Consider the following 26,466-nt stretch of genomic DNA (forward strand, 5'->3'; position numbering starts at 1 on the left):
GCGAGTCTGAAAAGTTGGCAAGCGACGGCCAGACCGGGGCGCATAGCCAATCGATAGCGCCGCATGCCGAGCGCAGGCCGTTTTCATCCGCTCAGCGCGCCGGATAGTCGATCAGGGTTCTCGCCCGCATCAGCGTCCCGGCATCCACGCCGTTGCCCGAGACGATCAACACCACCTTCTGGCCGCGAATGTCGAGGGCGTGCTCCTCGATGGCGGCGAGCCCCACTACCGCGGCACCCTCGACCAGCATTTTCTCCTGTTCGAAGAAGTGCAGCATGGCGCGGGCAATCGCCGGCTCCGGGACCCGGTGGTGATCGTCCATCACCTCGCGCACCAGCGCGAAGGTGCAGCGGTTGTCGAGCCCGATCCCGCCCCCGAGCGAATCGGCCAGCGACGCTTCCTCCTCGACCTCGACCGGTTTGCCCGCGGCCAAGCTGTCGATCATCGCCGCGCCTTTTTCCATGCTCACGCCGGTCACATGAACCCTGGGGTTGATGCCTTTGACGGCGCGCCCGATGCCGCCGAGCAGACCACCGCCGGAGAGCCCGATCAGCACGCGGTCGAGATCCGGCAGATCCTCCATCAGCTCGAGGCCGATGGTGCCCTGGCCGGCCGCGATCAGCGGGTCATCGAAGGGTTCGATCAGCGCCATGCCCTCCTCGGCGACCAGACGCCGCGCCTCGACGAAGGCATCATCCTGGGAGCGGCCGATCACCCGTGCCTCCGCGCCCAACGCTTCGATGGCAGCGACCTTGTTGGCCGGCACCAGCTCGGAGAGACAGATCACCGCCCGCGCACCGAGTCGCCTGGCCGCCCACGCCACCGCCCGGCCGTGATTGCCGGTGGAGGCCGTGGTGACACCGCGCTCGAGCTGCTCCGGCGACAGCGAGGCGATCTTGTTGAGCGCGCCCCGCAGCTTGAATGCACCGCTCGGCTGCAGCGTCTCGAGCTTGAGATAGATCTCGGCGTCGAAGCGCGCCGACAGGCTCTGGGAGAGAAGCAGCGGCGTGCGCGCGGCCTGCCCGGCGATGCGCTGGCGGGCCAGGTAGATGTCGTGCAGGGTGACGGGGTCGGACATGCGGGCTCCCGAAGCAATAATGAAAAGCGGCAGAGCTCTCACCCTGCCGCAGGGGCGCGATCGCATCAAGCCGATGCGGGGGCAGCCCCGTCAGTCCAGGTCTACAGCGCCTTTTCGCGGGTCAACTCGTCGGTCACCTTGTCGATGGCTCGCTTGGCACGGGCGATCACCTCATCGACCTGGCCGCGGTCGATCACCAGCGGCGGCGCAAAGCCGAGGATATCGCCGTTGGGCATGGCCCGAGCGATCAGGTTCTCCTCCAGCGCTGCCGCGGCGACACGAGCGCCGACCTTGAGCGCGGGATCGAACGGCGTGTATTCCCCCTTCTCCGGGGCGAACTCCAGCGCCGCCATCAGCCCCTCGCCGCGCACGTCGCCCACCAGCGGGTGGTCGCCGAAGGTCTTGGCCAGTTGGGCGTTGAAGTAGGCGCCGGTCTCGGCGGCATTCCCCACCAGGTTCTCGCGTTCGATGATGTCCAGGTTGGCCATCGCGGCGGCAGCGCCCAGCGGGTGGCCGGAGTAGGTCCAGCCGTGGCCGATCGGGCCGTATTCGCTGGTGCCATCCTCCAGCGCTTTCCATACGCGCTCGCCGACGATCACGCCGGAAAGCGGCTGATAGGCGCTGGTCAGCCCCTTGGCGATGGTCACCAGGTCCGGCTCGATACCATAGTGCTGGAAGCCGAAGTCGCTGCCCAGACGACCGAAGCCGCTGACCACCTCGTCGGCGATCAGCAGGATGTCATGGCGCTTGAGCACGGCCTGGATCGCCTCCCAGTAACCCGCCGGCGGCGGAATGATGCCGCCGGTGCCGAGTACCGGCTCGCCGATGAAGGCGCCAATGGTTTCCGGGCCTTCGCGCTGGATCAGCGCCTCGAGCTGCTCGGCACAGTAGGTCGAGAACTCGCGCTCGCTCATGTCGCCGCGCTCGCGACGATAATAGTAAGGCGCCTTGGTGTGCAGGATGCCGTCGATGGGCAGGTCGAAGTGCTGGTGGAACGCGGGCAGCCCGGTGAGCGAACCGGCGGCGATGCTGGAGCCGTGGTAGCCACGCTGGCGCGCGATGATCTTTTTCTTCTTCGGCTGGCCGGTGACGTTGTGGTAGTAGCGCACCAGCTTGATCTGGGTCTCGTTGGCGTCACTGCCGGAGAGCCCGTAATAGACCTTGCTCAAGCCGTTGCCGGCGAGCTTGGCGATCCGCTCGGAGAGGGCGATCAGCGGCTCGTTGGAGTGGCCGACATAGGTGTGATAGTACGCCAGCTCCTTGGCTTGGGCGTAGATCGCCTCGGCGATCTCGGTGCGGCCGTAGCCGATGTTGACGCAGTAGAGCCCGGCGAAGGCATCGATCATCTCGCGGCCGTCACGATCGACGATGGAGATTCCCTGGCCACCGGTGATGATGCGTCCTGGCGCGTCGCCGTGAGCGTGGTCCCGAAGATGGGTGGACGCGTGAAAGACGTGGCGGCGATCGTTGTCGATCAGGGTACGAGTATCGGTCATACGATTTCCTTACCGAAAAAAGGATGCTGCCGTGCTCGCACTATCGAGCGTTGTCGGAACCGGCAGCAATCCGGGCGGGCGCAGCGATCGGAGCGATCCTTGTGTCATACCCGCGTTGAAATTCCTGAAACTTATGAATTGCTCGCCGACGGCATATTGCCGAGACAGTAGTACTTGGTATCGAGATATTCATCGAGCCCCGCAGCACCACCTTCACGACCCAGCCCCGACTGCTTCACGCCGCCGAATGGAATCGGCGCGCCGGTCATCTTGACGCTGTTGACGCTGACCATGCCGTACTCGAGCCCGCGCATCAGCTTCCAGATACGACGCACGTCGTGGGTATAGACGTAGGCCGCGAGCCCGTACTCGGTGTCGTTGGCGAGCCGGATCACCTCGTCGTCGTCGTCGAACGCGCAGACGCCCGCGACCGGCGAGAAGGTCTCCTCGCGGAACACCCGCATTTGCGGGGTGATGTCCGCCAGCAGCGTCGGCATGAAGAAGTTCTCTCCGGGCGGTTTCCCCGCTCCACCCAACTGGCGGGCGCCCTTGCTGACCCCATCCTCGACGAAGCCCTTGGCCATGTCGACCGCGCGCTTGTGAATCAGCGGACCGATGTCGCTCTCCTCCAGGCCATTCCCTACCTTCAGCGCCTGCATGTGCACCAGGAAGCGCTCGATGAAGGCATCGTAGATCTTGCGATGAACGAACAGCCGGTTGGCGGCGAGACAGTCCTGACCGGCGGTCTGGAACTTGGCGGCGACCGCCTCTTTCGCCGCCACATCCGGATCCATGTCATCGCAGACGATGAAGGGCGCATTGCCACCCAGCTCCAGCGACATGCGCTTGACGCTGGAGGAACTCTGGCGCATCAGCAGCTTGCCGACGCGGGTCGAACCGGTGAACGAGATGTTGCGGATGCGGTTGTCGTTGCACAGCACCTCGGAGACCGTCGCCGGGTCGCCGGTAACGACGTTGAATACACCGGCCGGAATGCCCGCCCGCTCGGCCAGCTCGGCCAGCGCCAGAGCCGAATAAGGCGTCTCGTTGGCCGGCTTGACGATCACCGTGCAGCCGGCCGCCAGCGCCGCCCCGGCCTTGCGGGTGATCATCGCCAGCGGGAAGTTCCACGGCGTGAACATCGCCGACACGCCGACCGGCTCCTTGATCGTGCCCAGCGCGGCGTTGGGGATATGACTCGGGATGGTCACCCCATAGGCGCGCTTGGCCTCTTCCGCGAACCACTGGATGAAGCTGGCACCGTAGTCGACCTCGCCGCGTGCATCCTTGAGCGGCTTGCCCTGCTCGTAGGTCATCAGCAACGCCAGGTCTTCCTTGTGCTCGTGCAGCAGGCGATACCAGGCGTTGAGCTTCTCGGCCCGTTCGTGGACGTTGATCGCCCGCCAATCGGCAAAGGCGCTTTCGGCGGCGGTCACGGTTTCGGTGATCTGGGCCGCTTCCAGCAACGCGCAGTGGCCGAGAATCTCTCCCGTGGCGGGATCGACGACCGCTTCCTCGCGCCCCTCGCTGCCATGGGTCCACTTGCCGTCGATATAGGCGTACTGGCGGAAAAGCCGGGGATCGTTGAGTTTCATGATGTCGCCTCCTGCAAGGTGTCGGCGGTGGGCAGAACGGTTTGCCTATCCTGCGAGTGCGACCATGGTATCGATTCTGCAGCGGGTAATTTTTTTGTCCCAACCGATTTACCGTACGTTTTCTTTCGAAAGAACGTGTTGAGGTTGAGGTTTTTTCGGATGAGGTGGGACGGGAAACGAACGAACCTGGCGTCGGCCAGGTTCATTCATCGTTTCCGTTCGTCAGCTCTCAGACGGAGAAGCCGTCGGGATCGGGCAGCGCCGGCGGCCCTTCGCGCTTGACCGTCTTGGTGACGATATAGGTGAAGTAGCGCTCGATGCCGAGGTCGGAGACCAGCCAGGCGTCGATCAGCCGCTGATAGGCGTCGATACTGTCGGCGGCGATCTTGACCAGATAGTCGACACCGCCGCCGACCGCGACGCATTCCGCCACCGCATCGGTGTCCGACACCATTCGCTCGAAGCGGGCAAAGCTCTCGGCGTTGTGCTGCTTGAGCTCTATCTGAACCCATACCGGGGTGCGCTTGACGATGGCATCGGGATTGATCCGGGCGCTGTAGCCTTCGATGACCCCAGCCTTCTCCAGCCGCTTGACCCGCTCCCAGCAGGGGCTGACGGAGAGGCTGATCGCCTCCGCCAGGCGCGACTTGGTAATTCGGCCATCGCGGCTTAGGATTTCCAAGATCTTGAGGTCGTAGCGATCAAGCTTCATACCAGACACCATCCAAACGGATCACGCTCGGCCATTCCTCGTTGAACGCGGTTTCAAAACGCTCGTTTACCCCTCGTAAACTCCGCGCTTTCAACAGCGCTCGCCTCGTCTGATCTTCACTCATTCACTGGCGTTGGGTCTGGTCACGTTCCAAAGACTCGACCACTTCCGCGACCACGGCGATGGTATCGCCCATCCCGACCTTGGCCGGGAAGCGCCGGGCGATCAGCACGCCGTCGCGCTGGGCACGGTACTCGACCGGCACCGCACCAGTGCGACTCATGTCATGGACCCGCGCCAGCACGTCGCCCTGCTTGACCATTTCCCCCAGTGAGACCGTCAACTCCAGCAGACCGGAATGCTCGCTCTGGACGTAGCAGCTGGCATCCGGCATGTCGACGTAGATCATGGGCTCGGCGGGCGTCTCGACTTCGCCTTCCACCAGACCGTAGTGAACCAGGAAGTTGCGCACGCCCCGCTCGGTCACGGCCAGGCTCGCCGGTGTCGAGGTGCCGCCGCCGCCCAGCTCGGTGGTGACGAAGGTCTTGCCCTGGGACTCCACCGCCGTGTCGTAGAGCTTGGTCGCGTCGAGTTCGAACATCATCATCGCGTAGGGCGCGCCGAAGGCCACCGCGCCGGCCAGGCTCGCGCGCTCCTGGCTAGTATCGTCGAGCCGGTGCGCGGCGGCGAAGGGCACGATATCCAGCGTGCGACCGCCGGAGTGCAGATCCAGCGCCACGTCGCACATCGGCACCAGCACGCGGTTGAAATAATCGGCGATCTGCGAGGTGACCCCGCCATTGGGGTCGCCGGGGAAACTCCGGTTGAGGTTGCCGCCATCCAGCGGAGAGGTTCGCTTGCCCGCTTCCGCCGCCGGCAGGTTCATCATCGGCACGATGATGACGCGGCCGCGCACGTCTTCGGCCCGGAGCGTGCTGGCGAGCTTGAGCAGCGAGGTAATGCCCTCATACTCGTCGCCATGGTTGCCGCCGGTCAGCAGCGCCGTGGGCCCTTCGCCGTTGGCGACCACGGTGATCGGGATCATCACCGCGCCCCAGGCCGAGGTGTCGATGGAGATCGGCAGCTTGAGAAAACCGTGCTGAACGCCCTGGGCATCGAAGTCGACGGTGGCGCTGATCGGGCTGGGACGCAGGGTTGCGGACATGCGAACTCTCCTCAATGAAACGGATGACGCGCCATGAGCACAAGGCCGATGGGCGCGTCATTGAAAGGTACAAAATGGCGTGGCGACCCCGTCAAAGCGGGCTTACTTGACGAACAGCTGACGCGGGAAGTGGCACAGCGGCTCGGCACCTTTCTCGGTGATCAGGATACTCTCGGTGATCTCCAGGCCCCAGTCGTCCATCCACATGCCCGGCATGAAGTGGAAAGTCATGCCGGGTTCGAGAATCGTCTCGTCGGAAGGGCGCAGACTCATGGTGCGCTCGCCCCAGTCCGGCGGGTAGCTGATACCGATCGGATAGCCGCAGCGCGCGCCGCCCCGATCGAAACCGTACTTGTCCATCGCCGCGCCCAGCGCCAGCGCGATATCGGCACATCGATTGCCGGGCTTGGCCACCGCCAGCCCGTTGTCGATCCCCTCGAGCAATGCCGACTCGCCGCGGATGAAGTCCTGCGGCGGCTTGCCGAGGAAGACGGTCCGCGACAGCGGTGCGTGGTAGCGCTTGTAGCAGCCGGCGATCTCGAAAAACGTCCCTTCGCCCTTGCGAAACGGGGTGTCGTCCCAGGTCAGATGAGGCGCGGCCGCGTCGCTGCCGGTCGGCAACAGCGGCACGATGGCGGGATAGTCGCCACCGTGGACCGTGCCATGCTCGTCGGTCCAGCCTTCGGTGCCGACCCGATAGATCTCCGAGACCAGCTTGCTCTTGGCCAGGCCGGGCTCGATCATCTCGATGATCCGAGTGTGCATGCACTCGACGATTCTCGCCGCCGTGCGCATGTAGGCGATCTCATGCGGCGACTTGATCGCCCGGCACCAGTTGACCAGCGCCGTGGCATCGACCAGCCGAGCATGTGGCAACTCCTTGAGCAGGCTGGTATAGGCCTTGCCCGAGAAGTAATAGTTGTCCATCTCCAGCCCGACATTGCCGGTGTGCCAGCCATACTCCGGCAGCACCGACTGGGCCAGATACTCCATCGGGTGCATGTCCGGATTCTGGACATAGTAATCCGGGTAGTAGCGCACTCGCTCGGCATCCATCCAGCAGGTGCGCCAGGCCCCGTTGGCATCCTGGCGCCGACCGTACCAGACCGGCTCGCCCTCCAGCCCTATCAGCACGCACTGGTGAACGTAGAACGACCATCCGTCGTACCCCGTCAGCCAGCCCATGTTAGAAGGGTCGCTGACAACGAGAACATCAATTCCGCGGCTCGCCATGGAAACGCGCACTTTGTGCAAACGACTGGCGTACTCTTCACGCGAAAAAGGCAAAGAAACCTGAAACATGGAGCCACTCGACTAACGGGACCGAATTGTTGGGACATCGGCAGTCGAGGGGATCGAGCCGAGTGTCCTGCCGCTTGCCGACCGGGTGTGAAATTGTCATGATTTGCTTATCAATATTCATGACAATTATCGGTCAATGCATCGACGATGATAGTAGCATCGTCGCTCAGCGTGCCGTCAAAGGCTTTATTGCATCATGACAATCGACCTGACGCCCTTCCTCGGCGGGCACGGCCCCAAATACCTTTCCATCGCGCGCGCCCTCGCCGAGGCAGTTCGCCATGGCGTGCTTTCGCCAGGCATGCGCCTGCCGACCCATCGCGAACTCGCCGAGACGCTGGGGGTCAGCGTGCAGACCGTGTCGCGGGCTTACGAGCAGGCCGAGAAGAGCGGCCTCGTCCAGGCCCGGGTCGGCAGTGGCACCTGGATTCGCGATGCCGAGGGCGATTCCGAGAACGAATACCTGCGGGCGCCGGCCGCGGTCAGCGACGACGCCCCCATCGACCTGTCGATCGCCCATCCGGTCTGTCCGCCCTCTCACCACCGGCGCTTTCGCGAGGCGCTGGCGGAACTCGCCAGGTCCGCCCACGCCGACGTCATCGGCGCCAGCCGCCCGATCGCCGGCCTGCTGCATCAGCGCGAGCGCGCCAACGTCTGGTTGAAGGAGCGCCTCGGCGTCCCCGGCGAGACCGACGACCGACTGCTCTGCAATGGCGCCGCCCATGGGCTGATGCTGGCGATCGCCACCGTGGTCCAGCACGGCGATATCGTGTTGACCGAGGCGCTGACCGATCACGGCCTGATCGCGCTGGCGCGCACCCTCGGCTTCCAGTTGTACGGCGTGGCGATCGACGAGCAGGGCGTCATCCCTGAAGCGCTGGAGGCGGCCATCATGAGATACCGCCCGCGAGCCGTCTGCCTGACCCCGACCCAGCTCAACCCCACCGGCGCGACCATGGAGAACGCCCGTCGCGACGTCGTGGCGGAGATTCTGCTGCGTCACGACGTCTGGCTGATCGAGGACGATGTCCATGCGCTGCTGGAGCCCGCAGGCCTCACCTCCCTGACCGCCAGGCTGCCCCAGCAGAGCTTCCACGTCACCAGCCTGACCAAGGCCACCGTCCCCGGGCTGCGCGCCGGCTACCTCAGCGTGCCCCGCGGCCAGATGCACCACACCTTGCCGAGACTGCGCGCCACCAGCTGGATGGCCACCCCGCTGGTGTTCGAACTGGCGGATTACTGGCTGGCCAGCGGCATGGTCGACACGCTCGCCCACGAACAGCGCCAGTTGCTGGCGGAACGCCAGCAGCTGGCATCACGCAAGCTGGCGGGGCATGCCATCGAATCGCGCACCAGCAGCCTGCATGTCTGGCTGATGCTGCCGGAGCCGTGGCGGGCGGAAGAGCTGCAGCAGCAGGCGCGCCAGGAAGGTGTTGCCATCACCACCGCCCAGCCGTTCCTGGTCGAGCCGTCCGCCATGCCGCGGCGTGTTCGCATCAGCCTGGGAGCCGAACCGGATCTGTCACGCCTGGCCAGCGGCCTGGACGTGCTGAGCCAGCTGCTCGGCGAGGCGCCGCCGCCGATGCTGGAGATCGCTTACTGAAGGCCACGGGCCATGGGCTACACGAACGGTGCCAACCGGTCAGCAAACCCGCCAAGCCGCGCACGGCAGTTTCTTTCGCCACGGGCAACCTGCCATGATGACAAGACATGACCCAACAGCGACGACGGAGCCGAGATGCGAGTCCTGATCTACCATAGTGACGCCGAGCAATGGCGCAACATCCTGCTCGAGCGCCTGCCGGACGCCGAGATCCAGATTGCGGCGGACAGTGGCAACCCGCAGGTGGACTACCTGGTCGCCTGGAAACCGCCCGCCTCGGTCTTCGAGGAACAGACGGCGCTCAAGGGCATCGTCAATCTCGGCGCCGGGGTCGATGCCCTGCTGCAGAACCCCGCACTCCCCCGCGAGATCCCCATCGTCAAACTGCGCGATGCCGGCATGGGCGAACTGATCGGCGATTACGCTCGCTATGGCGTACTCCATTTCCAGCGCGACTTCGACCGCTACCGACGTCAGCAAGCCAGTGCCGAGTGGCGCGAGGTGCCGGTCGTCGACAAGCCCGACTGGCCGGTGGGCGTGCTGGGGCTCGGCGCCATCGGGACGCGGGTGGCGCAGATGCTCGCCGCCGACGGCTACCCCGTCCACGGCTGGAGCCGCTCGCCCAAGCGGATCGAAGGCATCGCCTGTCACCATGGCGATGAGGGGCTCGACACCCTGCTGCGTCAGGTCAAGACGCTGATCACGCTGCTCCCCGACACCCCAGCCACCCGGCACATCATCAATCGCGACAACCTGGCCAAGCTCCCCGCTGGCGCCAGCCTGATCAACCCAGGTCGCGGCACGCTGATCGACGAGCCGGCGCTGCTCGAAACGCTCGGTGAAGGAGAGCACGAAGGCCACCTACGCGGCGCCCTGCTGGACGCCTTCCCCACCGAGCCGCTGGCGGCGGAGAGCCCGCTATGGCGTCATCCGCGCATCATGATTACCCCGCACATGGCAGGCCCCACGCCGATCGGCGCCGCCGCCGACCAGGTTGCCGACGCACTGGACGCGATGTCGGAGGGCAAGGCGGTCGAGACCATCGATCCCGAAGCGGGGTATTGAGCGGCGATCGAACAGGGTATCTGGAAGCTCGCCAACGGCTTGGACGAACAGCCCCAGCGGCTACGCCCGGCGGGGCTCGCCGACGAAGGGCTGCTGGAAGCGCAGATCATGTAGGACGTCTCGATTCTCAATCGGGACTGGCTGCTGATCGGCCCCGATGAAGAAGAGGCGGAATACCTCGTGCCCGTGCGCTGGCTCCATACGGTAGCGAGGAACGGCGCGTTCAGCGAGGTGGGGTTGTTCGGTAACCAGAACACCGTCTGCAAGCCAACGACGCCGAAATGGCAACACACGGTAGAGCGGCTCGGCAGAGTGTGGCCGGTCGCCTGATCCAGCCTGATGATCGGGAACACCGGCGGCGGCTCGGCGTCTGAGAGGGATAGATCGCCGATTCGCTTTCGAGGATGTTCATGTCACACCGAATTTCGACTCTCAAGACCCTTGCCGCTCTGCTCCTGACGACCGTCAGCTCGCTGGCACTGGCGGCACCGACGCCGTTCACCGCCCACTACCGGCTCGACATCAGCGGCTGGCCGGATGCGACGATCACCCACCAGCTCTCACACCGGGGCAATGACCTGCAAACCGGCGATGTCTGGGAGAGCGACATGCGAGCCAGCATCAAGGTCGCCAGTGGCGAGGAGCGCGGCCGATTTCAGCTCGATGGCGACCGCGTGCAGGCGCTGGATTACACCAGTTCGTACTCGCTGGTGGGGATCGGCGATAAATACCATCTGGACCGGGCCCAGTTGCAGGCGTTGCCGGACCGCCAGACCGCACTTTTCGATCTTTCACGCAAGGCGCCGGATGCCCGCTGCGCCAGCACTCAGGTCTCGCCCTGCCAGCTCGACTATCAGAATCACAAGGGCAAGACGGAGATGCTCTACTACCGGGTGATCGACCGTAGCGACATCCAGACCCCCGCCGGCACGTTCCCGGGCGTTACCGTGGACACCTGGGACCCCGATAAACGAGGCCGACACCTCTACCTGACCTTTCACCGCGAGATCCCTGGCCTGCTGCTCGGGATGCGCTACGTGCGCGACGACGAGGAACGCAGCCATCTCACGCTCACGGATCTGGCGCTCGCCCCTGCTAACTCGACCTCGGCGAGCACTTCCGGCGGATAATCGGCCGGCCGTTCTTCCCTCCTCGGCACACATCCTCTAGAGTTCGTTGCCAATCACGGACGCCGATTCATCGGCGTCCGTTTTTTTCGTGCCGCGTCTTTGCCGGTGACTCATCGGTTCGCTTCGGGAGGGATCATGCTGCTGGGGTTATTGTGGATACTGCTGCCATTGATCGTGGGCTACCTGATCCCCGTTCGCCAGGCTGGGATTCGTCAGGCCATCGATCGCGGCGTCAGTGCCTCGGTCTACGTGATCCTGCTGCTGATGGGGATCAGCCTGGGTGGCATGGAGAACCTGCTCGGGCAGTTGTCCCGCATCGGGTCCACAGCGTTGGTGCTGTTCCTGGTGATCTCGCCGCTCAACCTGGCGGCGCTGGCATGGTTGTCGCGTCGACGGCTGGCGCGCCGTCAATCGCGGGTGGAGAGCAAGGACAACACGGCGCCCGCCGGCAAATTTCAAGCGATGCTGGGCTCGCTGCAGCTGGCGGGTGTGGTACTGCTCGGCGTGATCGTCGGCGCGGCCGCCCAGGGACTGGGATGGCACCTGGCCTCGCTGGCGGAAACGCTGGCGACCTGGACGCTCTACGCGCTGCTCTTCCTGATCGGCTGTCAGCTTCGCAACTCCGGGCTCGGGCTGCGCCAGATCCTGCTCAATCGACTGGGCCTGGCGATCGCGACGACCGTATTCGCGAGTTCGATGCTGGCGGGGCTGATCGCGGCACCGCTGCTCCAGTTACCCTGGAACGAGGGGATGGCGATGGCGGCGGGGTTTGGCTGGTATTCGCTCTCCGGCATTCTGATCGGCGACCAGCTCGGACCGGTGCTCGGCGGCGCCGCCTTCTTCAACGACCTGGCCCGGGAACTGCTCGCCTTCCTGCTGGTGCCGCTGTTCATTCGTCGCGCCATGCCGCTGGCGATCGGCTATGCCGGCGCAACGTCGATGGACGTGAGCCTGCCGGTGATCCAGCAGTACGGCGGCATCACCTGCGTGCCCCTGGCCATCGTCAGCGGGTTCCTGCTATCGCTGCTCTCGCCGCCGCTGATCCTGCTGTTGCTATCGTTCTGACCCACTCATGACACTTTTGCAACGATGCACTACGACCATGGGTCCAGAGAGTCCGCCAGCGCCGGCGTGTTAATCTAGCGATCAAGTTACCGGTAACCACCGCACCTAAAACGACTCAGGGGATTGTCATGCCACGTCGTTCCTCTGGACGGGTGACGCTTCAGCACATCGCCGAACGTGTCGGCGTGACCAAGATCACGGTGTCACGTGCCCTGCGCGAGCCCCACCGGGTCTCGGCCGCGCTGCGGTTGCGCATCGAATCCGCCATCGACGAGCTCGGCTACATCCCCAATCACTCCGCCGGGGCGCTGGCCAGCGGCCGATCCCACAGCGTGGCGCTGTTGATCCCCTCGCTCTCCAACTCGGTATTCTCGGAGATCCAGCGGGGGGTCCAGGAGGGCTTGGGAGATGCGGGTTATCAGGTACTGATCGGTCATACCGGCTATTCGATCCTGGAGGAAGAACGGCTGATAGACACTTACCTTCGCTACGGCGTCGAGGCGTTGATTCTGCCCGGCACCCGCCACACCGATCATGCCTGTCGCCTGCTGGCGCGGGCCCGGGTACCGGTGGTCGAGACGCTGGAGCTGACCGAGACGCCGCTGGACATCAACGTCGGACTGGACCAGCACGAGGCCGGCATGGCGATGACGCAGGCGTTTCTCGACCGCGGATATCGGAGGATCGGCTTCCTCGGCGCGCGCATGGACTACCGCGCGCAACTGCGCATGGCAGGATGGGAAGCGGCGATGAGAGCGGCACGACTCTCCACCGAACGCTGCCTGACCACGCCCCATCCTTCTTCCTACCGCCTGGGCGGGGAGATGCTGGGCTCGATGCTGGAGCGCTGGCCGGATCTGGAGGCGGTGTTCTGCTGCAATGACGACCTCGCCGCCGGCGCGCTGTTCGAGTGTCAGCGGCGCCGGCTTGAGGTACCCGGTGCGCTGGCGCTGGCCGGCTTCAACGGTCTCGACATCGTGGAGGCGACCGCCCCGCCGCTGGCGACGGTGGTGACACCGCGGCGACGCATCGGGGATATCATCGCCGTGCGCCTGCTGGCGCGCCTTCAGGGCGCCCCGCGACAACCGACCAGCGAAAACCTGGGATTCGAGGTACGCGTTGGCGGGAGCCTATGACCGGCATCCCGATGGCGATGATTCCCTGCTAGGCAAGGGCGGGTTTCTCAGCGCCCGCCGGCAAGCGATCGCTTCTCGAGTTTCAGCACGGCCTCGTTGACCACCTGCTCGAGCGTGCCGGCGATATCGACGGTGACCGCCTCATCCTCGCCGGGCGCCTCGAGGGTCGCCAACTGGCTGTCCAGCATCGCCTCGCCCTTGAAGAAGTGATCGCGGCGCGACTGGATGCGCTGTAGCAGCAGCTCGCGGCTTCCGGCGAGATGCACGAAGGTCAGTTCTTCATCGCCCTGGCGAAGCGTATCGCGATAGCGCTCCTTGAGCGCAGAGCAGCCGATGACCAGCGTCTCGTCCTTGGCCCTGGCCTCGGCCAGAAACGCCGCCAGTCGCTCCAGCCAACCGGCCCGATCCTCGTCGTCGAGGGGCTCGCCATGCGACATCTTGGCGACGCTTTCCGGCGAATGGTAGTCGTCTCCGTCGAGGAAGCGCCCTCCCAGCGCGGTTGCCAGCCGCTGCCCGACTTCGGTCTTGCCGCAGCTGGATACGCCCATTACGACGATGCGCCGACTCATCTTTGCGTCCATGAGGTTGCCTTCCGATTGGTACCAGGGGTGCTGAGCAGGTAGCGACTATATCGCTAATCGATACCCGTATGACTGGTACGGATGTGATTGGTGCCGTTCGCGCGTGCCGGCCTGCCAATGGCCTATCCCGATTGGATAGAGGTTGTCTCTACACCTTTAGGCGCATTGTTGGGACCGATCTGTTACCGGTAACATCCATTCTCGCCAACTCCACCGCGAAGCACAACGCCACCAATGGCGTATATCCGGCCGCAGCTGCCGCGTGCTTTCACCAAGGAATGTCGTCGACATGGATAGCCCAACTTCTCTCATACTCGCCGCGCTGGGCAGCATCATCGTGCTGCTTTATCTGGTCATGAAGCTGCGCCTGCACGCCTTCGTCGCACTGCTCGTCGTCAGTGGTCTGGTCGGGCTGGCCACCGGCATGAACGTCGACCAACTGCTGGATACGGTCGAGAAAGGCATGGGCGGCACGCTCGGCTTCGTTGCCACGGTGGTCGGCTTGGGCGCGATGTTCGGCAAGATGCTGGAAGTCTCCGGCGGGGTCGATCGCCTGGCCAGCACGCTGCTCGACAAGTTCGGCGAGAACCGCTCGCAGTGGGCGATGGGGGTCACCGGTTTCCTCGTCGCGATTCCGGTATTCCTCGATGTCGCCTTCATCATCCTGGTGCCGCTGATCTATGCCCTTACCCGCCGTACCGGGCGCTCGCTGCTCTATTACGGCATTCCACTGCTGGCCGGGCTCGCGGTCACCCATTCGTTCATTCCGCCGACGCCGGGGCCGATCGCGGTGGCCAAGCTGATCGGTGCCGATCTCGGCTACGTGATCCTGTTCGGCGCCATTTGCGGTCTGCCGGCCATGATCATTGCCGGCCCGCTGTTCGGGCGCTGGATCGCCAAGCGCATCGATGCCCAGATCCCGGATTACATGGAGCTGCCGAAAAACGATATCGATACCGCCGGCCTGCCCAGCTTCAAGCTGATCCTGTCGATCATCCTGCTGCCGCTGGCGCTGATCGTGCTCAATACCGTCTCCGGGGTGATCCTACCGGCGGATAGCCCGGTGCTGGCCGCGCTGACCTTCCTCGGCCACCCGTTCGTGGCCCTGACCCTGGCCACCCTGCTCGCCTTCACCCTGCTGGGAACGCGTCGCGGCATGACACGGGAACAGGTGATGGAGGTCGCCACCAAGGCCCTGGAACCGGCCGGCATCATCATTCTGGTCACCGGTGCGGGCGGCGTATTCAAGCAGGTGCTGATCGATTCCGGCGTCGGTGAAGTGATGGGCAACATCATGGCCGAAAGCGCCCTGCCGCCGATCCTGCTGGCGTTTTTGATCTCCACCGCAGTGCGCGTGATCCAGGGCTCGGCCACCGTCGCGATGATCACCGCCGCTGGCCTGATGGCCCCGGTGATCACCACGCTGAATCTCGACGGCCCGGTGCTCGGCCTGCTGGTCATCGCGATCGCTTCCGGCGCCACGGTGCTGAGCCACGTCAACGACTCCGGTTTCTGGCTGGTCAACCGTTACTTCGGTCTGACCGAGGCGCAGACGCTCAAGAGCTGGACGGTGATGGAGACGATCATCGGCCTGACCGGGCTGATCATGGCGCTGATCGTGGGGCTGTTCGTCTGACCCGATCCTCGGCCATCAGAATGCAAAACGCCCGCTGCGAGGTTCTGAACCCTGCAGCGGGCGTCTTGCTTCGAGGGCTCGCTAGCGGGACGCCAGCGCCTCTCGCACCGTCGCTTCCCGACGCCGGGACAACTCTTCGCCCAACGCCGGTCCACGAAACCCCTCGGCGAGCAGGGCTTTGGGCAGGATCTGGGAGGCCAGCCGCCAGGCCAGCGCCAGATCGTCCGCCAGTCCGCCGTCGTCATGGGCGATCAGAGCCAGCAGCGGCGCGACGCGCTCGGGCCGTCGCCAGGCGTCGATCCCGTCCAGCCAGGTCATGATCGCGTCGGCACGATCTTCTCCCCCGTCATCGGGCCGCTGACCCCCGATGCGATGACGCAACCGACGAGACAGGGCTGCCAGCCGCATGGCATCCCGAAAGGCGTTGGGCGCCTTGACGGCATCGTTGAGCCGGGACTGCTCGTCATCCTCGAGGTGCTCGCCGAGCCGCGCCCAGCGCCATAGCGCCACACTATGGGAGTTGGACTCGTCGGGGACCGGTTCGAGTCGCGCCAGCGCCTCGGGTAGCGATGGCGTCGCCAGCGGCGGCATCAGCACCGCCAGCGCCCCGCACGCTTCCAGCGTCTGGAAATAGGCGGAAGGGTCGGCTTCGCCCAGCGCATTGTGCGTCTCCGTCCACACTCGCTCGGCGACCAGATATCGCATTTCGCCGCTGTCGGTGAGCTGGCGCATCAGCGCCATCGTCTCCGCGGCAATGGTGAAACCGAGCTTGCGGTAACGCGCCAGGAAGCGCGCCGCGCGCAACACCCGCAACGGGTCCTCGACGAACGCGGCCGAGACATGCCTGAGCCTCCTGGCCGCAAGATCGTCGGCGCCGCCATAGGGGTCGATCAGTTCGCCCGTCGGGGTCTCGGCCATGGCGTTGATGGTGAAATCCCGTCGTGCCAGATCGGCTTCCAGCGTCACCTCGGGGCTCGCGTGTACCTCGAATCCGGTGTAGCCGTGGCCCTGCTTGCGCTCGGTGCGGGCCAGCGCGTACTCCTCGTGGGTATCGGGATGCAGGAAGACCGGAAAATCGCGACCGACGGGCTTGAAGCCACGCTGGCGCAGGGCCTCCGGCGTGGCACCGACGACTACCCAGTCACGATCGCCCACCGGCCAGCCCAGGCGGGCGTCGCGAACGGCGCCACCCACCAGGTAGACCTCCAGCCCGTCGAGACGGGGATCGGGGGGCATGCTCATGCCGCGAGACCGCTAGCGTTCGACATGTTCGGGCCGGCGATGCGCCCAGTCGACGAACCCGCCATCCAGGCTGTAGACCTCGCCGAAGCCCTGCCCGGCAAGCCAGGAGGCGGCCTGCTGACTGGAGTGGCCGTGATAGCAGACCACCACCACGGGCGTGTCGCTGGGCGTCCTGTCCACCAGTTCCGCTACCGTGGTGTTGTCGAGGTGGTAGCTGCCAGGGATATGGCCCTGGGCGAAACTCATGGGATCGCGAATGTCGACGAGCTTGAACGAGCGTCCTTCGCTCAGCCACTGTGCCAGCGTCGTCGGATCGAGATGGGCGAAAGACTGGGTCATGAATCACTCCTGAAAAGGCTTGGCTGTGAGCGACCGGCAGCGGAACCGCTCATCGGTCTGACGACCGGGAGGGCACCGAGGTCCGTTCGCCGCTATCGAGATCGAGGGCGGTCAGGGACCCGCCCCATACGCAGCCGGTATCCAGCGCTTGCGCGTCGACCCTGGCCCCCGGGGTGTGCCCCTCCAACGCGGCCCAGTGGCCGAACAGCAGCGTCAGGTCATCGGCGCGGGGATAGGTGAACCAGGGGGCGTAGCCCGCCGGCGCGCTGTCCAGCCCCTCCTTGGCGGCAAAATCCAGGGTGCCGTCGCCGTCGATGAAGCGCATGCGGGTGAAGACGTTGACGATGGCCCGGATGCGGTCCATGCCGGTCAGGTCGGGCTCGAAACGGGCAGGATGGTTGCCGTACATCACATTCAGAAAAGCATCCACGTCGCCCGACCGCAAGACCGCTTCCGCCTCTGCCGCCAATTCGCTCGCCCGGGCGAGCGACCATCGCGGCAGCAGCCCGGCATGGGTCATCACGCACCGGCGCGCGGGGTCGGCGACCAGCAGTGGCTGATGGCGCAGCCATTCGAGCATCTGGTGCCGGTCCGGGGCTTCGAGAATATCGCTCAGGGTATCGTTGCGCTTGAGCTTGCCATGGCCCCGCGCGACGGCCAGCAGGTGCAGATCGTGATTGCCCAGCACTACGCTGGCGGCACCGTCCAGCGCGACGCTCCTGCGCAGGCAACCCAGCGAATCGGGGCCGCGGTTGACCAGGTCACCGGCCAGCCACAGGTGATCCCGTGAGGGCGAGAAGTCGAGCTGCTCGAGCAGGGCTTCGAATTCGGCGTGACAGCCCTGCAGGTCGCCGATTGCGTAGGTCGCCATGCGCTTCCTCGTGTTGGTGGTGCCGCCCAGTTGCGCGATCCGCGCCGGCGCAGCGGCGGCGGCAAATGCCGATTGCGCGCCGCTCAGTGGACCTGGTTGGGGCCGGCCAGGCGAAACGGCGCGACGGCGACATCGAAGGTGGCCTGGCTGGCCAGATCGATACAGGTATAACTGCCCTGCATGACGCCGACGGGACATTCGATCACCGCACGGCTGGTATAGCGAAAGCTGTGCCCGGCGGTGATCGTTGGCTGCTTGCCGACCACCCCGTTGCCCCGCACTTCCTGCACCTTGCCGTGGCCCTGGGTGATCTTCCAGTAGCGCGATAACAGCTGCACGCTGCGGTCGGAGTGATTGTGCACGGTCACCGTGTAGCTGAACACGAAACGGTTGTCGCCGGGCGACGATTCGTCCTCGCGAAACGCCGGCTCGACGTCGACGGTGACGGCGGGTGCGATCTCGCTCATGAACACGTCTCCGTGGCGGCAGGGTTCTCGGGCTGGAGACCCGCGAGATGGTTGCTGATGGCGACGAACTCCTCGACCCGCAGCGTCTGCGGTCGACGGCCGGGATCGATCCCCAGCGCCGCCAGTGCCTCCGCGTCGATCATCCCCTTGAGGTTGTTGCGCAGGGTCTTGCGACGCTGACCGAACGCCTCTCTCACCACATCGGCAAAGTGGGCCTCGTCGAGGGCCGGCGAAGGCAGCTCGGCATGAGGCGTCAGCCGCACGATCGCCGAATCCACCTTGGGTTGCGGCACGAAGGCGCCGGGCGGCACCACGAACAGCGATTCGACCGCGCAGTAATACTGGGTCATCACCGACAGCCGCCCCCAGTCGGGCCCGCCGGGCTCGGCGGCGAGGCGCTCGACGACCTCCTTCTGCAGCATGAAGTGCATATCCCGGATGGCGCCGCGGGCCGTCAGCAGGTGAAAGATCAACGGCGTCGAGATGTTGTAGGGGAGATTGCCGACCACCCGCAACGGGCGTCCATCCTGTCGCCACAGCTCGTGAAAATCGAACTTGAGCGCATCTCCCTCGTGAATCGTGAACTCGGGGTAGTCGTAGAACTGCACTCGCAGGCCGGGGATCAGATCGCGATCCAGCTCGATCACTTCCAGCGCGCCGGTAGCCTCCAGCAGCGGCCCGGTCAGGGCGCCCTGGCCGGGGCCGATCTCGACCAGGCGATCGCCACTGCGGGGCCCGATGGCTCGCACGATGCGCGAGATCACCCCGCCGTCGCGGAGGAAGTTCTGGCCGAACCGTTTCCGGGCACGAGGCATCGGTGAACGATCGGAGGAGCGTGTAGCCATGACAACAAGATTCCTTCAGTGAGCGCGGGCGGTCATCTGCCGAGCCACCTGCAGCGCGACCCGGAGGCTCCCCACTTCGGCCAGGCCGGTGCCGGCGAGATCCAGGGCAGTACCGTGGTCGACAGAAGTGCGAACCATTCCCAGGCCCAGGGTGATATTGGCGGCCTGGCCGAACCCGGCGTACTTGAGCACCGGCAGGCCCTGGTCGTGATACATCGCCAGCACGGCATCGGCACGATCGAGGTGACGGGGCGTGAACAGCGTATCCGCCGGCAGCGGCCCCACCAGGTCGAGGCCTTCGTCGCGCAGCCGCTCCAGCGCGGGCGTGATGACCTCGATCTCCTCGCGCCCCAGGTGTCCGTCCTCCCCGGCGTGGGGGTTGAGCCCACAGACGAGGATCCGGGGCGACGCGATGCCGAAGCGCCGGGTCAGCTCCGCCGCCAGGATCCGGATGACACGCGCCAGGCCCGCATCGGTAATCGCGTCGGCAACCCGGGAGAGCGGCAGATGGGTAGTCGCCAGCGCGACCCGCAGTGGCCGGGACGTACGTTCGGTGGCAAGCATCATCACCACCTCCTCGACACTGCAGGCGTCGCGAAGATACTCGGTATGGCCGGTGAAACCGGGATACCCGCCCTCGATGATCGCTCCCTTGTGAAGCGGCGCCGTCACCATGGCGTCGGCGGCCCCCTGCCGACAGGCCTCGATGGCGACGTCGAGCGTCTCCAGCACGTAGCCGGCGTTGGCGGGGTCCAGCCGACCGGGCGTCGACGGTCTCGCCAGCGACACCGGCCAGACCGGCAGGCGACCGTCGCTGGGCGGCGGCAACTCCGCCCCCGGCTCGACGACCTCCAGTTCGACCGGCCAGCCGAGCAGCCGGGCACGCTGGGCCAGCAGGTCCGGGTCCCCCACGGCGACCACCGTCGCCGCCAGCTGCTGCCAGTCCCGAGCCACCGCGAGCGCGAGTTCGGGACCGACACCCGCCGGTTCACCGGTGGTCAGTGCCAATACCGGCAAGGCCATCAGCCGTTGTCGAGACGGTTGTCGATATAGGCGCTGGCGCGAATCTCCTGCGTCCAGGCTTCCAGCTCGTCATTGACCTTGCGCTGGAAGATCGCCTGGCTGGCCTGGTCCCGGGTCATCTGTCCGCTGTCGCCACCCCGGGTGTCGATCAACTTGACCAGGTGGAAACCGCTGGGGCTGCGAATCGGCTCGCTGACTTCACCCTTGGAGAGATCGGGGATTACATCGGCGAAAATGGAGGGAATCTGTGCCGCCTGGCGCCAACCGAGATCGCCACCCTGCAACGCCTGCGCGTCATCGGACTCGGCCACGGCCAGCTGCTGGAAGTCGGCGCCCTCTTGCAGTTGCTGATAGAGCTTCTGTGCCTCGGCCTGCGCCTGGGCGACCTGATCCGGCGTCGGCGACTGCGGCACGGCGATCAGAATCTGGGCGAGGTGATAGGCGACATTGCTGTTCCCGCCGCGCTGCGCCAGAAAACGATCGACCTCGCGATCGGAGACCGTGATTCTGCTGGCGACTCGATCCTGCTGCACTTGTCGAATCAGCAATTCTCGACGCACCTGCTCACGTACTTCCGCCAGGGTCTGGCCCTGCTGCTCAAGCTTGTTCGCGAACTCATCCAGGGTCATCCCGTTGTTCTGGGCGATGCCGCGCATGGTGCTGTTGAGCTGGGTCTCGTCGATGCTCAGCTTGGCATTTTCGGCCATCTGCAACTCGATCTGCTCGGTGATCATGCGGTCCAGCACCTGACGTTCCAGCGCCTGCTCCGGCGGCATCTGGATGTTGTTGGCCTGGAGCTGGTCGCGCGCCTGGGCGACCCGACGTTCGAGCTGGCTATGCATGATGGCATCGTCGTTGACCACCGCGACGATACGATCCAGCTGCACCACTTCCGCCATCGCGGACAACGGCGACAGCAGCATTACCAGCGCCAGGGGGATCCATACTCTAGGACGCATGCCTACCTCTCTTGCTTGATGGAAAGGCGAGCCGTTCGGGCTCGCCGTAAACATGGATTGATCGGGACCACCGAGTCATCAGAACTGCGTCGCTTCATAGCCCGGTACCGCCTGGGCGAAGTAGCTGTCGGCTTCCTGGCCGACGCCGCCCAGCCCCTTGAACACGAAGCGCAGGAACAGGCCCCGGTCCGTGTAGTCGTCATCGATGGTGTTGGCGGTATCGTTGTCTTCGACCCATTCACGCCACACCACCTGTACCGCGCTACAGCAGCTGTTGAACTGGACGCCGGCCAGCGATTCCAGGTCGCGGCTGTTGGTGTTGTCATAGAGATAACGGCCTATCAGGTCCAACGATGACGTGGCCTTGTAAGCGAACGACACGTCGAAATCCTCGCGACTGTAGTTAAGACGATCCTCTTCGTCTCCCGACGGATCGAATCCTTGGATCTGCCAACGGTAGCCAAGGTTCACGACATGGCCGACCGGACTCAGGTACTGGAGATAGGCCGACGCCTTTTCAGTCTTTGAGCGGTCCGGATCGTAGAACCACTCGTAGCGCGAGCGCCACTGATCGTTGATCCGCCAGTCGAGCTGGGTGATGACCGGTGAGCGGTCGCGGGTGGCACGATACCAGTCCTCGTAGTCGGTCTCCTTGTTCGGCAGCGTGGTCGGGTCGCCCTCGATATCGATCTTGCGATCCGAGAAGTAGGCGCTCTGCCCCACGGACAGCGACAGGCGCTCGCGACCGGTGTCGTCCTCGAGGAAACGCGTCGAAGCGCCGTAGGAGAGCTTGTTGACGTCACCCACCCGATCGGCCCCGGTGAAGCGATAAGGCGACCAGAGCTGGCTCCACGAGATCGGCAGCTCGTCGGTGTCGAAGTCGGGAAACTCCGACTGATCCCGTTCCGGCACATAGGCGTAGTAGAGCCGCGGCTCGAAGGTCTGCTTCCAGTCGCTGTCGAATAGCGTGACGTCACGCTGGAAAATCAGGCCGGAGTCGACCGAGTAGACCGGCACCGTGCGCGACAGGCTTTCGTCCCGATCGGTGTCGCGATTGCCGTAGTCGAGCTCGTAGTTGGTCTGCCACAGCTGGAAGCGCGGCTCCAGGAAGCCCCAACTGGGCTGGGCGCGCCAGCCGATGGCCGGGGTCAGGTTGATACGCGACCCGTTGGCCGCTTCACGCAGGCGGATCTGGCGGGTATCGCCGGTCTCCTCGTCTTCCCAGAAACCGTTGCTGTCGACGCCATGCAGATCGCGCCAGAAGTAGGTCGCGTTGGAATTCCACTCCTGATAGAAGCCGCTATCCTGCTGCCAGCGGGCATTGGCGGTCAGGCTGGGCAGCTTGTAGAACGGCCGATCGTTCTCGTCGAGCGGAAAATCCATGCGCTGATAGCCCTGGGCGCGGGCATCCAGATACCAGGTATTACCCTGATAGCTCAGACGTGCCAGGCGCTCGAGGTATTCGGTATCCTGCTCGCCGAAGTCACGCCCGAAATCGTCGAAATAGCGCCCGTCGCTGGCGGCGCCGTAACGCATGGCGTAATCCAGCCGGTCGGTGAAGCGTCCGTAGTGGCTGTAGTCGATGTACCAGCGATCCTCCCCGTCGAAGGCATCGTTGGGATCGTTGGGATTGTCGTTATTGCCGCCGTTGTCGTTGGGCAGGTAGGCGCCCTCGACGGACCCCTCGTCGCTGTCGAACAGGTAGCGGAACTCGCCGCCCAGCATGAAACCGTGGTCGGAGATGATCCGTGGCGTGAGGGTGGCATCGTAATTGGGTGCCAGATTGAGATAGTACGGCTGGCTGTAGTCCAGACCGTCGCTGGAGAGCCCCACGGTCGGCCACAGGAACCCGCTCTGGCGGCGATCGTCGATGGGAAAACGTACCCACGGCCAGTAGAAGACCGGCACGTCGCCCATCTCGAGTCGCGCGTTGGACGCCGTGCCGAAGCCCTGCTCGCGGTCGATGGTGACGTCGCTGCCCACGACCCGCCACAGCCGGCTGTCCGGGGCACAGGTGGTGAAGCTGGCTTCGGTCATGCGATAGCGGCCGTCGTCGAGACGCTGCATCGACTGGGCATCCCCGCGCAGCCGCTGTTCATGGACGACGTAGTGGGCGTCATCGATGCGCGCCGCATCGCTGTCGAGCGAGACCTGGCCATCGTCACCGCGCACCAGCATTCCCGGATAGCGAATCGTCAGGGGGCCATCGGCGAAGGCGGTGTCACGGGCAGCATTGACTCGCACCCGCGGCGACTCCAGTTGGCTTTCGCCACGCCGCAGCACGACATTGCCGCCCAGAATGGTCTCGCCATCATCGCCGTACTCGGCCGATCCCGAATCGGACAGCACCTCCTCGGGGGTCTTGCCCTCGGGCAGCAGGTAGCCCGGTTCGATATAGCGGCCACCACAAAGCGCGCCAGCCGGGGCCTGATCCCCCCATGGAGACCAGTCCAGCTGGTCCGCCGGTAGGGGGGCGGGGGGCGCCGCCTGGGCCGTCGATGAAATCAGGCCGGTGAGGGCAGTCCAGACCAGTCGCTTGCCCATGTCCTCTATGTCCTTGCCGAGTGAAGCCGGTATTATACAGACCTCGACGGGAGTTGCCGCGAAGCCATTCCTTGTTGAGTCGTCTGGACACCGCGGGGCGCGTCGAAACCTCGGCGGAGGCCAGACCGAGTTGCGATGGAGTCCGAATGCGGCATTGATCGCTGGCCGCCGGATGCTACCCTATCGCGCTCCTGGCGCACCGCTCGACACCGTGAAAATTGGCGCGGCGATTCCGGATTACCGCCCAGCATGCGGTGCCAGTTCCGGCCCGTCAACTCGCGGCAAGCGCTGTCATCGGCAGTGCGCCGCCACGCTCTCTCATTATCAGCGGAAGCCTGCATGACCCTGCGCCTGGATGCTCTTCGCCACTGGATTGCCGCCCAGCATCGTCTGTCACCGGAGGCCTGCCGGCTGGAAACGGTGGCTGGCGACGCCAGCCTCCGTGGCTACTGTCGCGTCACCTTCCCGGACGGTGCGACACGGATCGTCATGGATGCGCCGCCGGCGCTGGAGGACAGCCGGCCATTCGTGACCATCGGCGGCGAATGGCGCGAGGCCGGCCTGCCGGTACCTCGACTGCACGCCGTCGACCTGGAGTCGGGATTCATCGAGCTCGACGATCTCGGCCACGACAGCCTTCACCACCACTTCGAGACCGAGTCCGGCGCACGCCAGGGGACATCGCAGGCACTGGCGCTGCTCGACGAGATCGAACGACTCGCGCCGGTCGCCCCGCTGCCCCACTACACCGCCGACTTCCTCGAGGAGGAGATGGACCGCTTCCCCGACTGGGGCCTGACCCGCTGGCTCGAGATCGAGACACCACCGCAGTGGCCCGAGGTCAAGCGCCACCTGCTTGCTCATATCGCCAGGCTCCCTACCGTCGCCGTACACCGCGACTTCGACGCCATGAACCTTATGATCCATCGGGAGCGGCTCTGGATCATCGACTTTCAGGGCGCGCTGGCCGGGCCTCTTGGCTACGATCTGATCTCCCTGCTACGAGGCCGCTATCACCACTGGTCACGCCAGGAGATGGACCTCTGGATCGAGGATTTTCGCCAGCGCTGTCTCGCCGCGGAGCGGATCGACGCCGATCTGGACGCCGAGACGTTCCGGGCCGGTGTCGAGGCGATCGGGGCCCAGCGTCAGCTCAAGATTCTGGGCCAATTCTGTCGCCTCTTTCTGCGCGACGGCAAACCCCGCTATCTCGACTGGCTGCCCCATTTCTACGGGCATCTCGACGAGGGGCTGACGGCACTGCCCGCCCTCGGCGATTTCCACCGCTGGCTGCGCGAAAGCTATCGCCCGGCGATGGAGGCACGCCTGGCCGAGCACCACGCCAACCTCGACCGGGGTGCCTCGTCATGAAAGCGATGATTCTCGCCGCCGGCCTCGGCACGCGCATGCGCCCGCTCACCGACCACTGTCCCAAGCCGCTGCTGACGGTCGCCGGCAAACCGCTGATCGTGCATCACCTCGAGCGGCTGGCAACGGCAGGCATCCACGACATCGTGATCAACGTCAGCTATCGCGGCCAGCAGATCATCGACGCCCTCGGCGACGGCGAGCGCTATGGCGTCTCGCTTCAATTCAGCGTCGAACGGACGCCGTTGGAAACCGCGGGCGGATTGCGTCAGGCGCTGCCACTACTGGGCGAAGCACCGTTCATCCTGCTCAACGGCGACGTCTGGACGGATTTTCCGCTCGCACGCCTCGCGCTCGCCAATGACGACCTCGCCTCGCTGGTGATGGTGGATACGACCGACTTCCACCGGCGGGGCGACTTCCATCTCGACGCCCAGGGCCGGCTGCACGTCGATGGCGAGCCGCGGTTGATCTATGCCGGTCTCGGTGTCGTGCGCCCCGAGCTGGTCGCCGACCTGCCGGCTGGAGCGGCCATCAAGCTGGCACCACTGCTGATCGACGCGATGCAGACGGGCCGCGTCGGTGGCTGGCACCACCGCGGCGACTGGGTCGATGTCGGCACGCCGCAGCGCCTGGCCGAGCTGGAAGCACGACTCACGCAGGGATGAAGAACCCGGACACCACCAGCACTTGCCGGGAGTGTTATCCTGCCGCCATCGACAACCGAACGATTCAACGACGAATCCCAGTAAGGAATCCTTGCCATGAAAGCCACAGTCAAATGGACCGACGGCCGCCAGTTCGTCACCGAATCCGGCAGCGGCCATAGCGTCGTCATCGACGGCAACCCGGATCACGGTGGCCGTAACACCGGGCCGAGGCCCATGGAGATGGTGCTGATGGGTCTGGGCGGCTGCACCTCGTTCGACGTGATCCAGATCCTCGAGAAGGCCCGCGCCGAGGTCACCGATTGCGTCGCCACGCTGGAAGCCGAGCGCTTCGACGGCACCCCCAGCGTCTTCACCAAGATCCACGTCCACTTCGTCGTCACCGGCAAGGGATTGAAGGACGCCGTGGTCAAGCGCGCCGTCGACCTTTCCGCCGAGAAATACTGCAGCGCGTCACTGATGCTGAGCAAAGGCGGGGTGGAGATCACCCACGACTACGAGATCGTCGAGGCCTGAGCGCGAGCCCCGCGATTTGCCGTAAAGAAAAAAGCCAGCGACATTTGTCGCTGGCTTTTT

At 65.2% G+C, this 26,466-nt stretch carries 24 protein-coding genes; 9 read left to right on the forward strand and 15 right to left on the reverse strand.

Translation table 11 applies throughout. The features are described 5' to 3' along the window. Window positions 1-91 precede the first annotated feature (91 nt). From eutB to doeA, 6 genes are all read right to left on the reverse strand, one after another. Entirely contained in the window at window positions 92-1,078 is a 987-nt protein-coding gene (eutB, locus tag DOM56_RS04570; protein ID WP_110707723.1) for a hydroxyectoine utilization dehydratase EutB, read from the reverse strand. 101 nt (window positions 1,079-1,179) lie between these two features. After that, window positions 1,180-2,574 carry an aminotransferase gene (locus DOM56_RS04575; RefSeq protein WP_110707724.1) on the reverse strand — a complete coding sequence of 465 codons (1,395 nt, stop codon included), beginning with the start codon at window positions 2,572-2,574 and terminating at the stop codon, window positions 1,180-1,182. A gap of 131 nt (window positions 2,575-2,705) precedes the next feature. Beyond that, complete coding sequence (locus DOM56_RS04580) at window positions 2,706-4,169, reverse strand: NAD-dependent succinate-semialdehyde dehydrogenase (protein ID WP_110707725.1); 1,464 nt, start codon at window positions 4,167-4,169, stop codon at window positions 2,706-2,708. Between the two features lie 229 nt (window positions 4,170-4,398). After that, on the reverse strand, window positions 4,399-4,881 hold the full coding sequence (locus DOM56_RS04585; protein WP_110707726.1) for an Lrp/AsnC family transcriptional regulator: 483 nt from the start codon (window positions 4,879-4,881) through the stop codon (window positions 4,399-4,401). A 124-nt stretch (window positions 4,882-5,005) separates the two neighbouring features. Next, window positions 5,006-6,046, reverse strand: a complete 1,041-nt coding sequence (gene doeB / locus DOM56_RS04590; protein ID WP_110707727.1) for a N(2)-acetyl-L-2,4-diaminobutanoate deacetylase DoeB — start codon at window positions 6,044-6,046, stop codon at window positions 5,006-5,008. 102 nt (window positions 6,047-6,148) lie between these two features. Then, on the reverse strand, window positions 6,149-7,348 hold the full coding sequence (doeA, locus tag DOM56_RS04595; RefSeq protein ID WP_110707728.1) for an ectoine hydrolase DoeA: 1,200 nt from the start codon (window positions 7,346-7,348) through the stop codon (window positions 6,149-6,151). Between the two features lie 196 nt (window positions 7,349-7,544). On the opposite strand from doeA, the gene DOM56_RS04600 reads away from it, so the two are divergent. The 5 genes from DOM56_RS04600 (at window position 7,545) to DOM56_RS04620 (ending at window position 13,347) form a co-directional block, all read left to right on the forward strand. Further along, window positions 7,545-8,951, forward strand: coding sequence for a PLP-dependent aminotransferase family protein (locus tag DOM56_RS04600; RefSeq protein ID WP_110707729.1), 1,407 nt, complete (start codon window positions 7,545-7,547; stop codon window positions 8,949-8,951). A gap of 135 nt (window positions 8,952-9,086) precedes the next feature. Beyond that, window positions 9,087-10,016, forward strand: a complete 930-nt coding sequence (locus DOM56_RS04605) for a glyoxylate/hydroxypyruvate reductase A (protein WP_110707730.1) — start codon at window positions 9,087-9,089, stop codon at window positions 10,014-10,016. 410 nt (window positions 10,017-10,426) lie between these two features. Continuing rightward, window positions 10,427-11,146: a hypothetical protein gene (locus tag DOM56_RS04610; protein ID WP_157958165.1), complete on the forward strand. Its 720-nt coding sequence runs from the start codon at window positions 10,427-10,429 to the stop codon at window positions 11,144-11,146. A 135-nt stretch (window positions 11,147-11,281) separates the two neighbouring features. Continuing rightward, on the forward strand, window positions 11,282-12,211 hold the full coding sequence (locus tag DOM56_RS04615) for a lysine exporter LysO family protein (RefSeq protein ID WP_110707732.1): 930 nt from the start codon (window positions 11,282-11,284) through the stop codon (window positions 12,209-12,211). Between the two features lie 128 nt (window positions 12,212-12,339). Then, window positions 12,340-13,347: a LacI family DNA-binding transcriptional regulator gene (locus DOM56_RS04620; protein ID WP_110707733.1), complete on the forward strand. Its 1,008-nt coding sequence runs from the start codon at window positions 12,340-12,342 to the stop codon at window positions 13,345-13,347. A gap of 47 nt (window positions 13,348-13,394) precedes the next feature. On the opposite strand, the gene DOM56_RS04625 is transcribed toward DOM56_RS04620, so the two are convergent. Beyond that, the gene (locus DOM56_RS04625) at window positions 13,395-13,916 is read right to left on the reverse strand and encodes a gluconokinase (protein ID WP_232822176.1); all 522 of its coding nucleotides are present in this window, start codon (window positions 13,914-13,916) and stop codon (window positions 13,395-13,397) included. Between the two features lie 301 nt (window positions 13,917-14,217). Here DOM56_RS04625 and DOM56_RS04630 point away from each other — a divergent pair, with 301 nt between their 5' ends. After that, window positions 14,218-15,564, forward strand: coding sequence for a gluconate:H+ symporter (locus DOM56_RS04630; RefSeq protein WP_110707734.1), 1,347 nt, complete (start codon window positions 14,218-14,220; stop codon window positions 15,562-15,564). An 81-nt stretch (window positions 15,565-15,645) separates the two neighbouring features. Here the strand turns inward: DOM56_RS04630 and DOM56_RS04635 are convergent, their stop codons facing one another. The 8 genes from DOM56_RS04635 to lptD all read right to left on the reverse strand — a co-directional run bounded on the left by DOM56_RS04635 (window position 15,646) and on the right by lptD (window position 23,854). Continuing rightward, window positions 15,646-16,806: a polynucleotide adenylyltransferase gene (locus DOM56_RS04635; RefSeq protein WP_110707735.1), complete on the reverse strand. Its 1,161-nt coding sequence runs from the start codon at window positions 16,804-16,806 to the stop codon at window positions 15,646-15,648. A 12-nt stretch (window positions 16,807-16,818) separates the two neighbouring features. Further along, window positions 16,819-17,145 carry a thiosulfate sulfurtransferase GlpE gene (gene glpE, locus DOM56_RS04640; protein WP_110602586.1) on the reverse strand — a complete coding sequence of 109 codons (327 nt, stop codon included), beginning with the start codon at window positions 17,143-17,145 and terminating at the stop codon, window positions 16,819-16,821. A 49-nt stretch (window positions 17,146-17,194) separates the two neighbouring features. Next, window positions 17,195-18,016 (reverse strand): symmetrical bis(5'-nucleosyl)-tetraphosphatase, encoded by an 822-nt coding sequence (locus DOM56_RS04645; protein ID WP_110707736.1) that lies wholly within the window; start codon window positions 18,014-18,016, stop codon window positions 17,195-17,197. An 83-nt stretch (window positions 18,017-18,099) separates the two neighbouring features. After that, window positions 18,100-18,483: a Co2+/Mg2+ efflux protein ApaG gene (apaG, locus tag DOM56_RS04650; RefSeq protein ID WP_110707737.1), complete on the reverse strand. Its 384-nt coding sequence runs from the start codon at window positions 18,481-18,483 to the stop codon at window positions 18,100-18,102. Continuing rightward, window positions 18,480-19,328 (reverse strand): 16S rRNA (adenine(1518)-N(6)/adenine(1519)-N(6))-dimethyltransferase RsmA, encoded by an 849-nt coding sequence (gene rsmA / locus DOM56_RS04655; RefSeq protein WP_110707738.1) that lies wholly within the window; start codon window positions 19,326-19,328, stop codon window positions 18,480-18,482. The genes apaG and rsmA overlap by 4 nt, the downstream gene beginning before the upstream one ends. A gap of 15 nt (window positions 19,329-19,343) precedes the next feature. Continuing rightward, a complete protein-coding gene (gene pdxA, locus DOM56_RS04660) occupies window positions 19,344-20,351 on the reverse strand; it encodes a 4-hydroxythreonine-4-phosphate dehydrogenase PdxA (protein ID WP_110707739.1) in 1,008 nt (335 codons plus the stop codon). Then, a complete protein-coding gene (locus DOM56_RS04665) occupies window positions 20,351-21,310 on the reverse strand; it encodes a peptidylprolyl isomerase (protein WP_110707740.1) in 960 nt (319 codons plus the stop codon). Before DOM56_RS04665 ends, pdxA begins: the two co-directional genes overlap by 1 nt. A 78-nt stretch (window positions 21,311-21,388) precedes the next feature. After that, complete coding sequence (gene lptD, locus DOM56_RS04670) at window positions 21,389-23,854, reverse strand: LPS assembly protein LptD (protein ID WP_110707741.1); 2,466 nt, start codon at window positions 23,852-23,854, stop codon at window positions 21,389-21,391. 339 nt (window positions 23,855-24,193) lie between these two features. Here lptD and DOM56_RS04675 point away from each other — a divergent pair, with 339 nt between their 5' ends. From DOM56_RS04675 to DOM56_RS04685, 3 genes are all read left to right on the forward strand, one after another. Continuing rightward, entirely contained in the window at window positions 24,194-25,225 is a 1,032-nt protein-coding gene (locus DOM56_RS04675) for a phosphotransferase (RefSeq protein WP_110707742.1), read from the forward strand. After that, complete coding sequence (gene murU / locus DOM56_RS04680) at window positions 25,222-25,890, forward strand: N-acetylmuramate alpha-1-phosphate uridylyltransferase MurU (RefSeq protein WP_110707743.1); 669 nt, start codon at window positions 25,222-25,224, stop codon at window positions 25,888-25,890. Before DOM56_RS04675 ends, murU begins: the two co-directional genes overlap by 4 nt. Window positions 25,891-25,986: 96 nt before the next feature. Then, window positions 25,987-26,406 carry an OsmC family protein gene (locus DOM56_RS04685; RefSeq protein WP_110602569.1) on the forward strand — a complete coding sequence of 140 codons (420 nt, stop codon included), beginning with the start codon at window positions 25,987-25,989 and terminating at the stop codon, window positions 26,404-26,406. The last annotated feature ends 60 nt before the right edge of the window (window positions 26,407-26,466 follow it).

The sequence above is a fragment of the Salinicola sp. CR57 genome (genome assembly GCF_003206585.1).
Lineage (GTDB): Bacteria > Pseudomonadota > Gammaproteobacteria > Pseudomonadales > Halomonadaceae > Salinicola > Salinicola lusitanus.

Bases quoted from the DNA above. Each gene is read 5' to 3' on its own strand.
- DOM56_RS04625 (WP_232822176.1), bottom strand. From the start codon at position 13,916: ATGAGTCGGCGCATCGTCGTAATGGGCGTATCCAGCTGCGGCAAGACC.
- doeA (WP_110707728.1), bottom strand. From the start codon at position 7,348: ATGTTTCAGGTTTCTTTGCCTTTTTCGCGTGAAGAGTACGCCAGTCGT.
- pdxA (WP_110707739.1), bottom strand. From the start codon at position 20,351: ATGGCCTTGCCGGTATTGGCACTGACCACCGGTGAACCGGCGGGTGTC.
- DOM56_RS04610 (WP_157958165.1), top strand. From the start codon at position 10,427: ATGTCACACCGAATTTCGACTCTCAAGACCCTTGCCGCTCTGCTCCTG.
- DOM56_RS04630 (WP_110707734.1), top strand. From the start codon at position 14,218: ATGGATAGCCCAACTTCTCTCATACTCGCCGCGCTGGGCAGCATCATC.
- doeB (WP_110707727.1), bottom strand. From the start codon at position 6,046: ATGTCCGCAACCCTGCGTCCCAGCCCGATCAGCGCCACCGTCGACTTC.
- DOM56_RS04620 (WP_110707733.1), top strand. From the start codon at position 12,340: ATGCCACGTCGTTCCTCTGGACGGGTGACGCTTCAGCACATCGCCGAA.
- DOM56_RS04635 (WP_110707735.1), bottom strand. From the start codon at position 16,806: ATGAGCATGCCCCCCGATCCCCGTCTCGACGGGCTGGAGGTCTACCTG.
- DOM56_RS04645 (WP_110707736.1), bottom strand. From the start codon at position 18,016: ATGGCGACCTACGCAATCGGCGACCTGCAGGGCTGTCACGCCGAATTC.
- eutB (WP_110707723.1), bottom strand. From the start codon at position 1,078: ATGTCCGACCCCGTCACCCTGCACGACATCTACCTGGCCCGCCAGCGC.
- lptD (WP_110707741.1), bottom strand. From the start codon at position 23,854: ATGGGCAAGCGACTGGTCTGGACTGCCCTCACCGGCCTGATTTCATCG.
- DOM56_RS04585 (WP_110707726.1), bottom strand. From the start codon at position 4,881: ATGAAGCTTGATCGCTACGACCTCAAGATCTTGGAAATCCTAAGCCGC.
- rsmA (WP_110707738.1), bottom strand. From the start codon at position 19,328: ATGGCTACACGCTCCTCCGATCGTTCACCGATGCCTCGTGCCCGGAAA.
- glpE (WP_110602586.1), bottom strand. From the start codon at position 17,145: ATGACCCAGTCTTTCGCCCATCTCGATCCGACGACGCTGGCACAGTGG.
- apaG (WP_110707737.1), bottom strand. From the start codon at position 18,483: ATGAGCGAGATCGCACCCGCCGTCACCGTCGACGTCGAGCCGGCGTTT.
- DOM56_RS04605 (WP_110707730.1), top strand. From the start codon at position 9,087: ATGCGAGTCCTGATCTACCATAGTGACGCCGAGCAATGGCGCAACATC.
- DOM56_RS04615 (WP_110707732.1), top strand. From the start codon at position 11,282: ATGCTGCTGGGGTTATTGTGGATACTGCTGCCATTGATCGTGGGCTAC.
- DOM56_RS04580 (WP_110707725.1), bottom strand. From the start codon at position 4,169: ATGAAACTCAACGATCCCCGGCTTTTCCGCCAGTACGCCTATATCGAC.
- DOM56_RS04675 (WP_110707742.1), top strand. From the start codon at position 24,194: ATGACCCTGCGCCTGGATGCTCTTCGCCACTGGATTGCCGCCCAGCAT.
- DOM56_RS04685 (WP_110602569.1), top strand. From the start codon at position 25,987: ATGAAAGCCACAGTCAAATGGACCGACGGCCGCCAGTTCGTCACCGAA.
- DOM56_RS04665 (WP_110707740.1), bottom strand. From the start codon at position 21,310: ATGCGTCCTAGAGTATGGATCCCCCTGGCGCTGGTAATGCTGCTGTCG.
- DOM56_RS04575 (WP_110707724.1), bottom strand. From the start codon at position 2,574: ATGACCGATACTCGTACCCTGATCGACAACGATCGCCGCCACGTCTTT.
- murU (WP_110707743.1), top strand. From the start codon at position 25,222: ATGAAAGCGATGATTCTCGCCGCCGGCCTCGGCACGCGCATGCGCCCG.
- DOM56_RS04600 (WP_110707729.1), top strand. From the start codon at position 7,545: ATGACAATCGACCTGACGCCCTTCCTCGGCGGGCACGGCCCCAAATAC.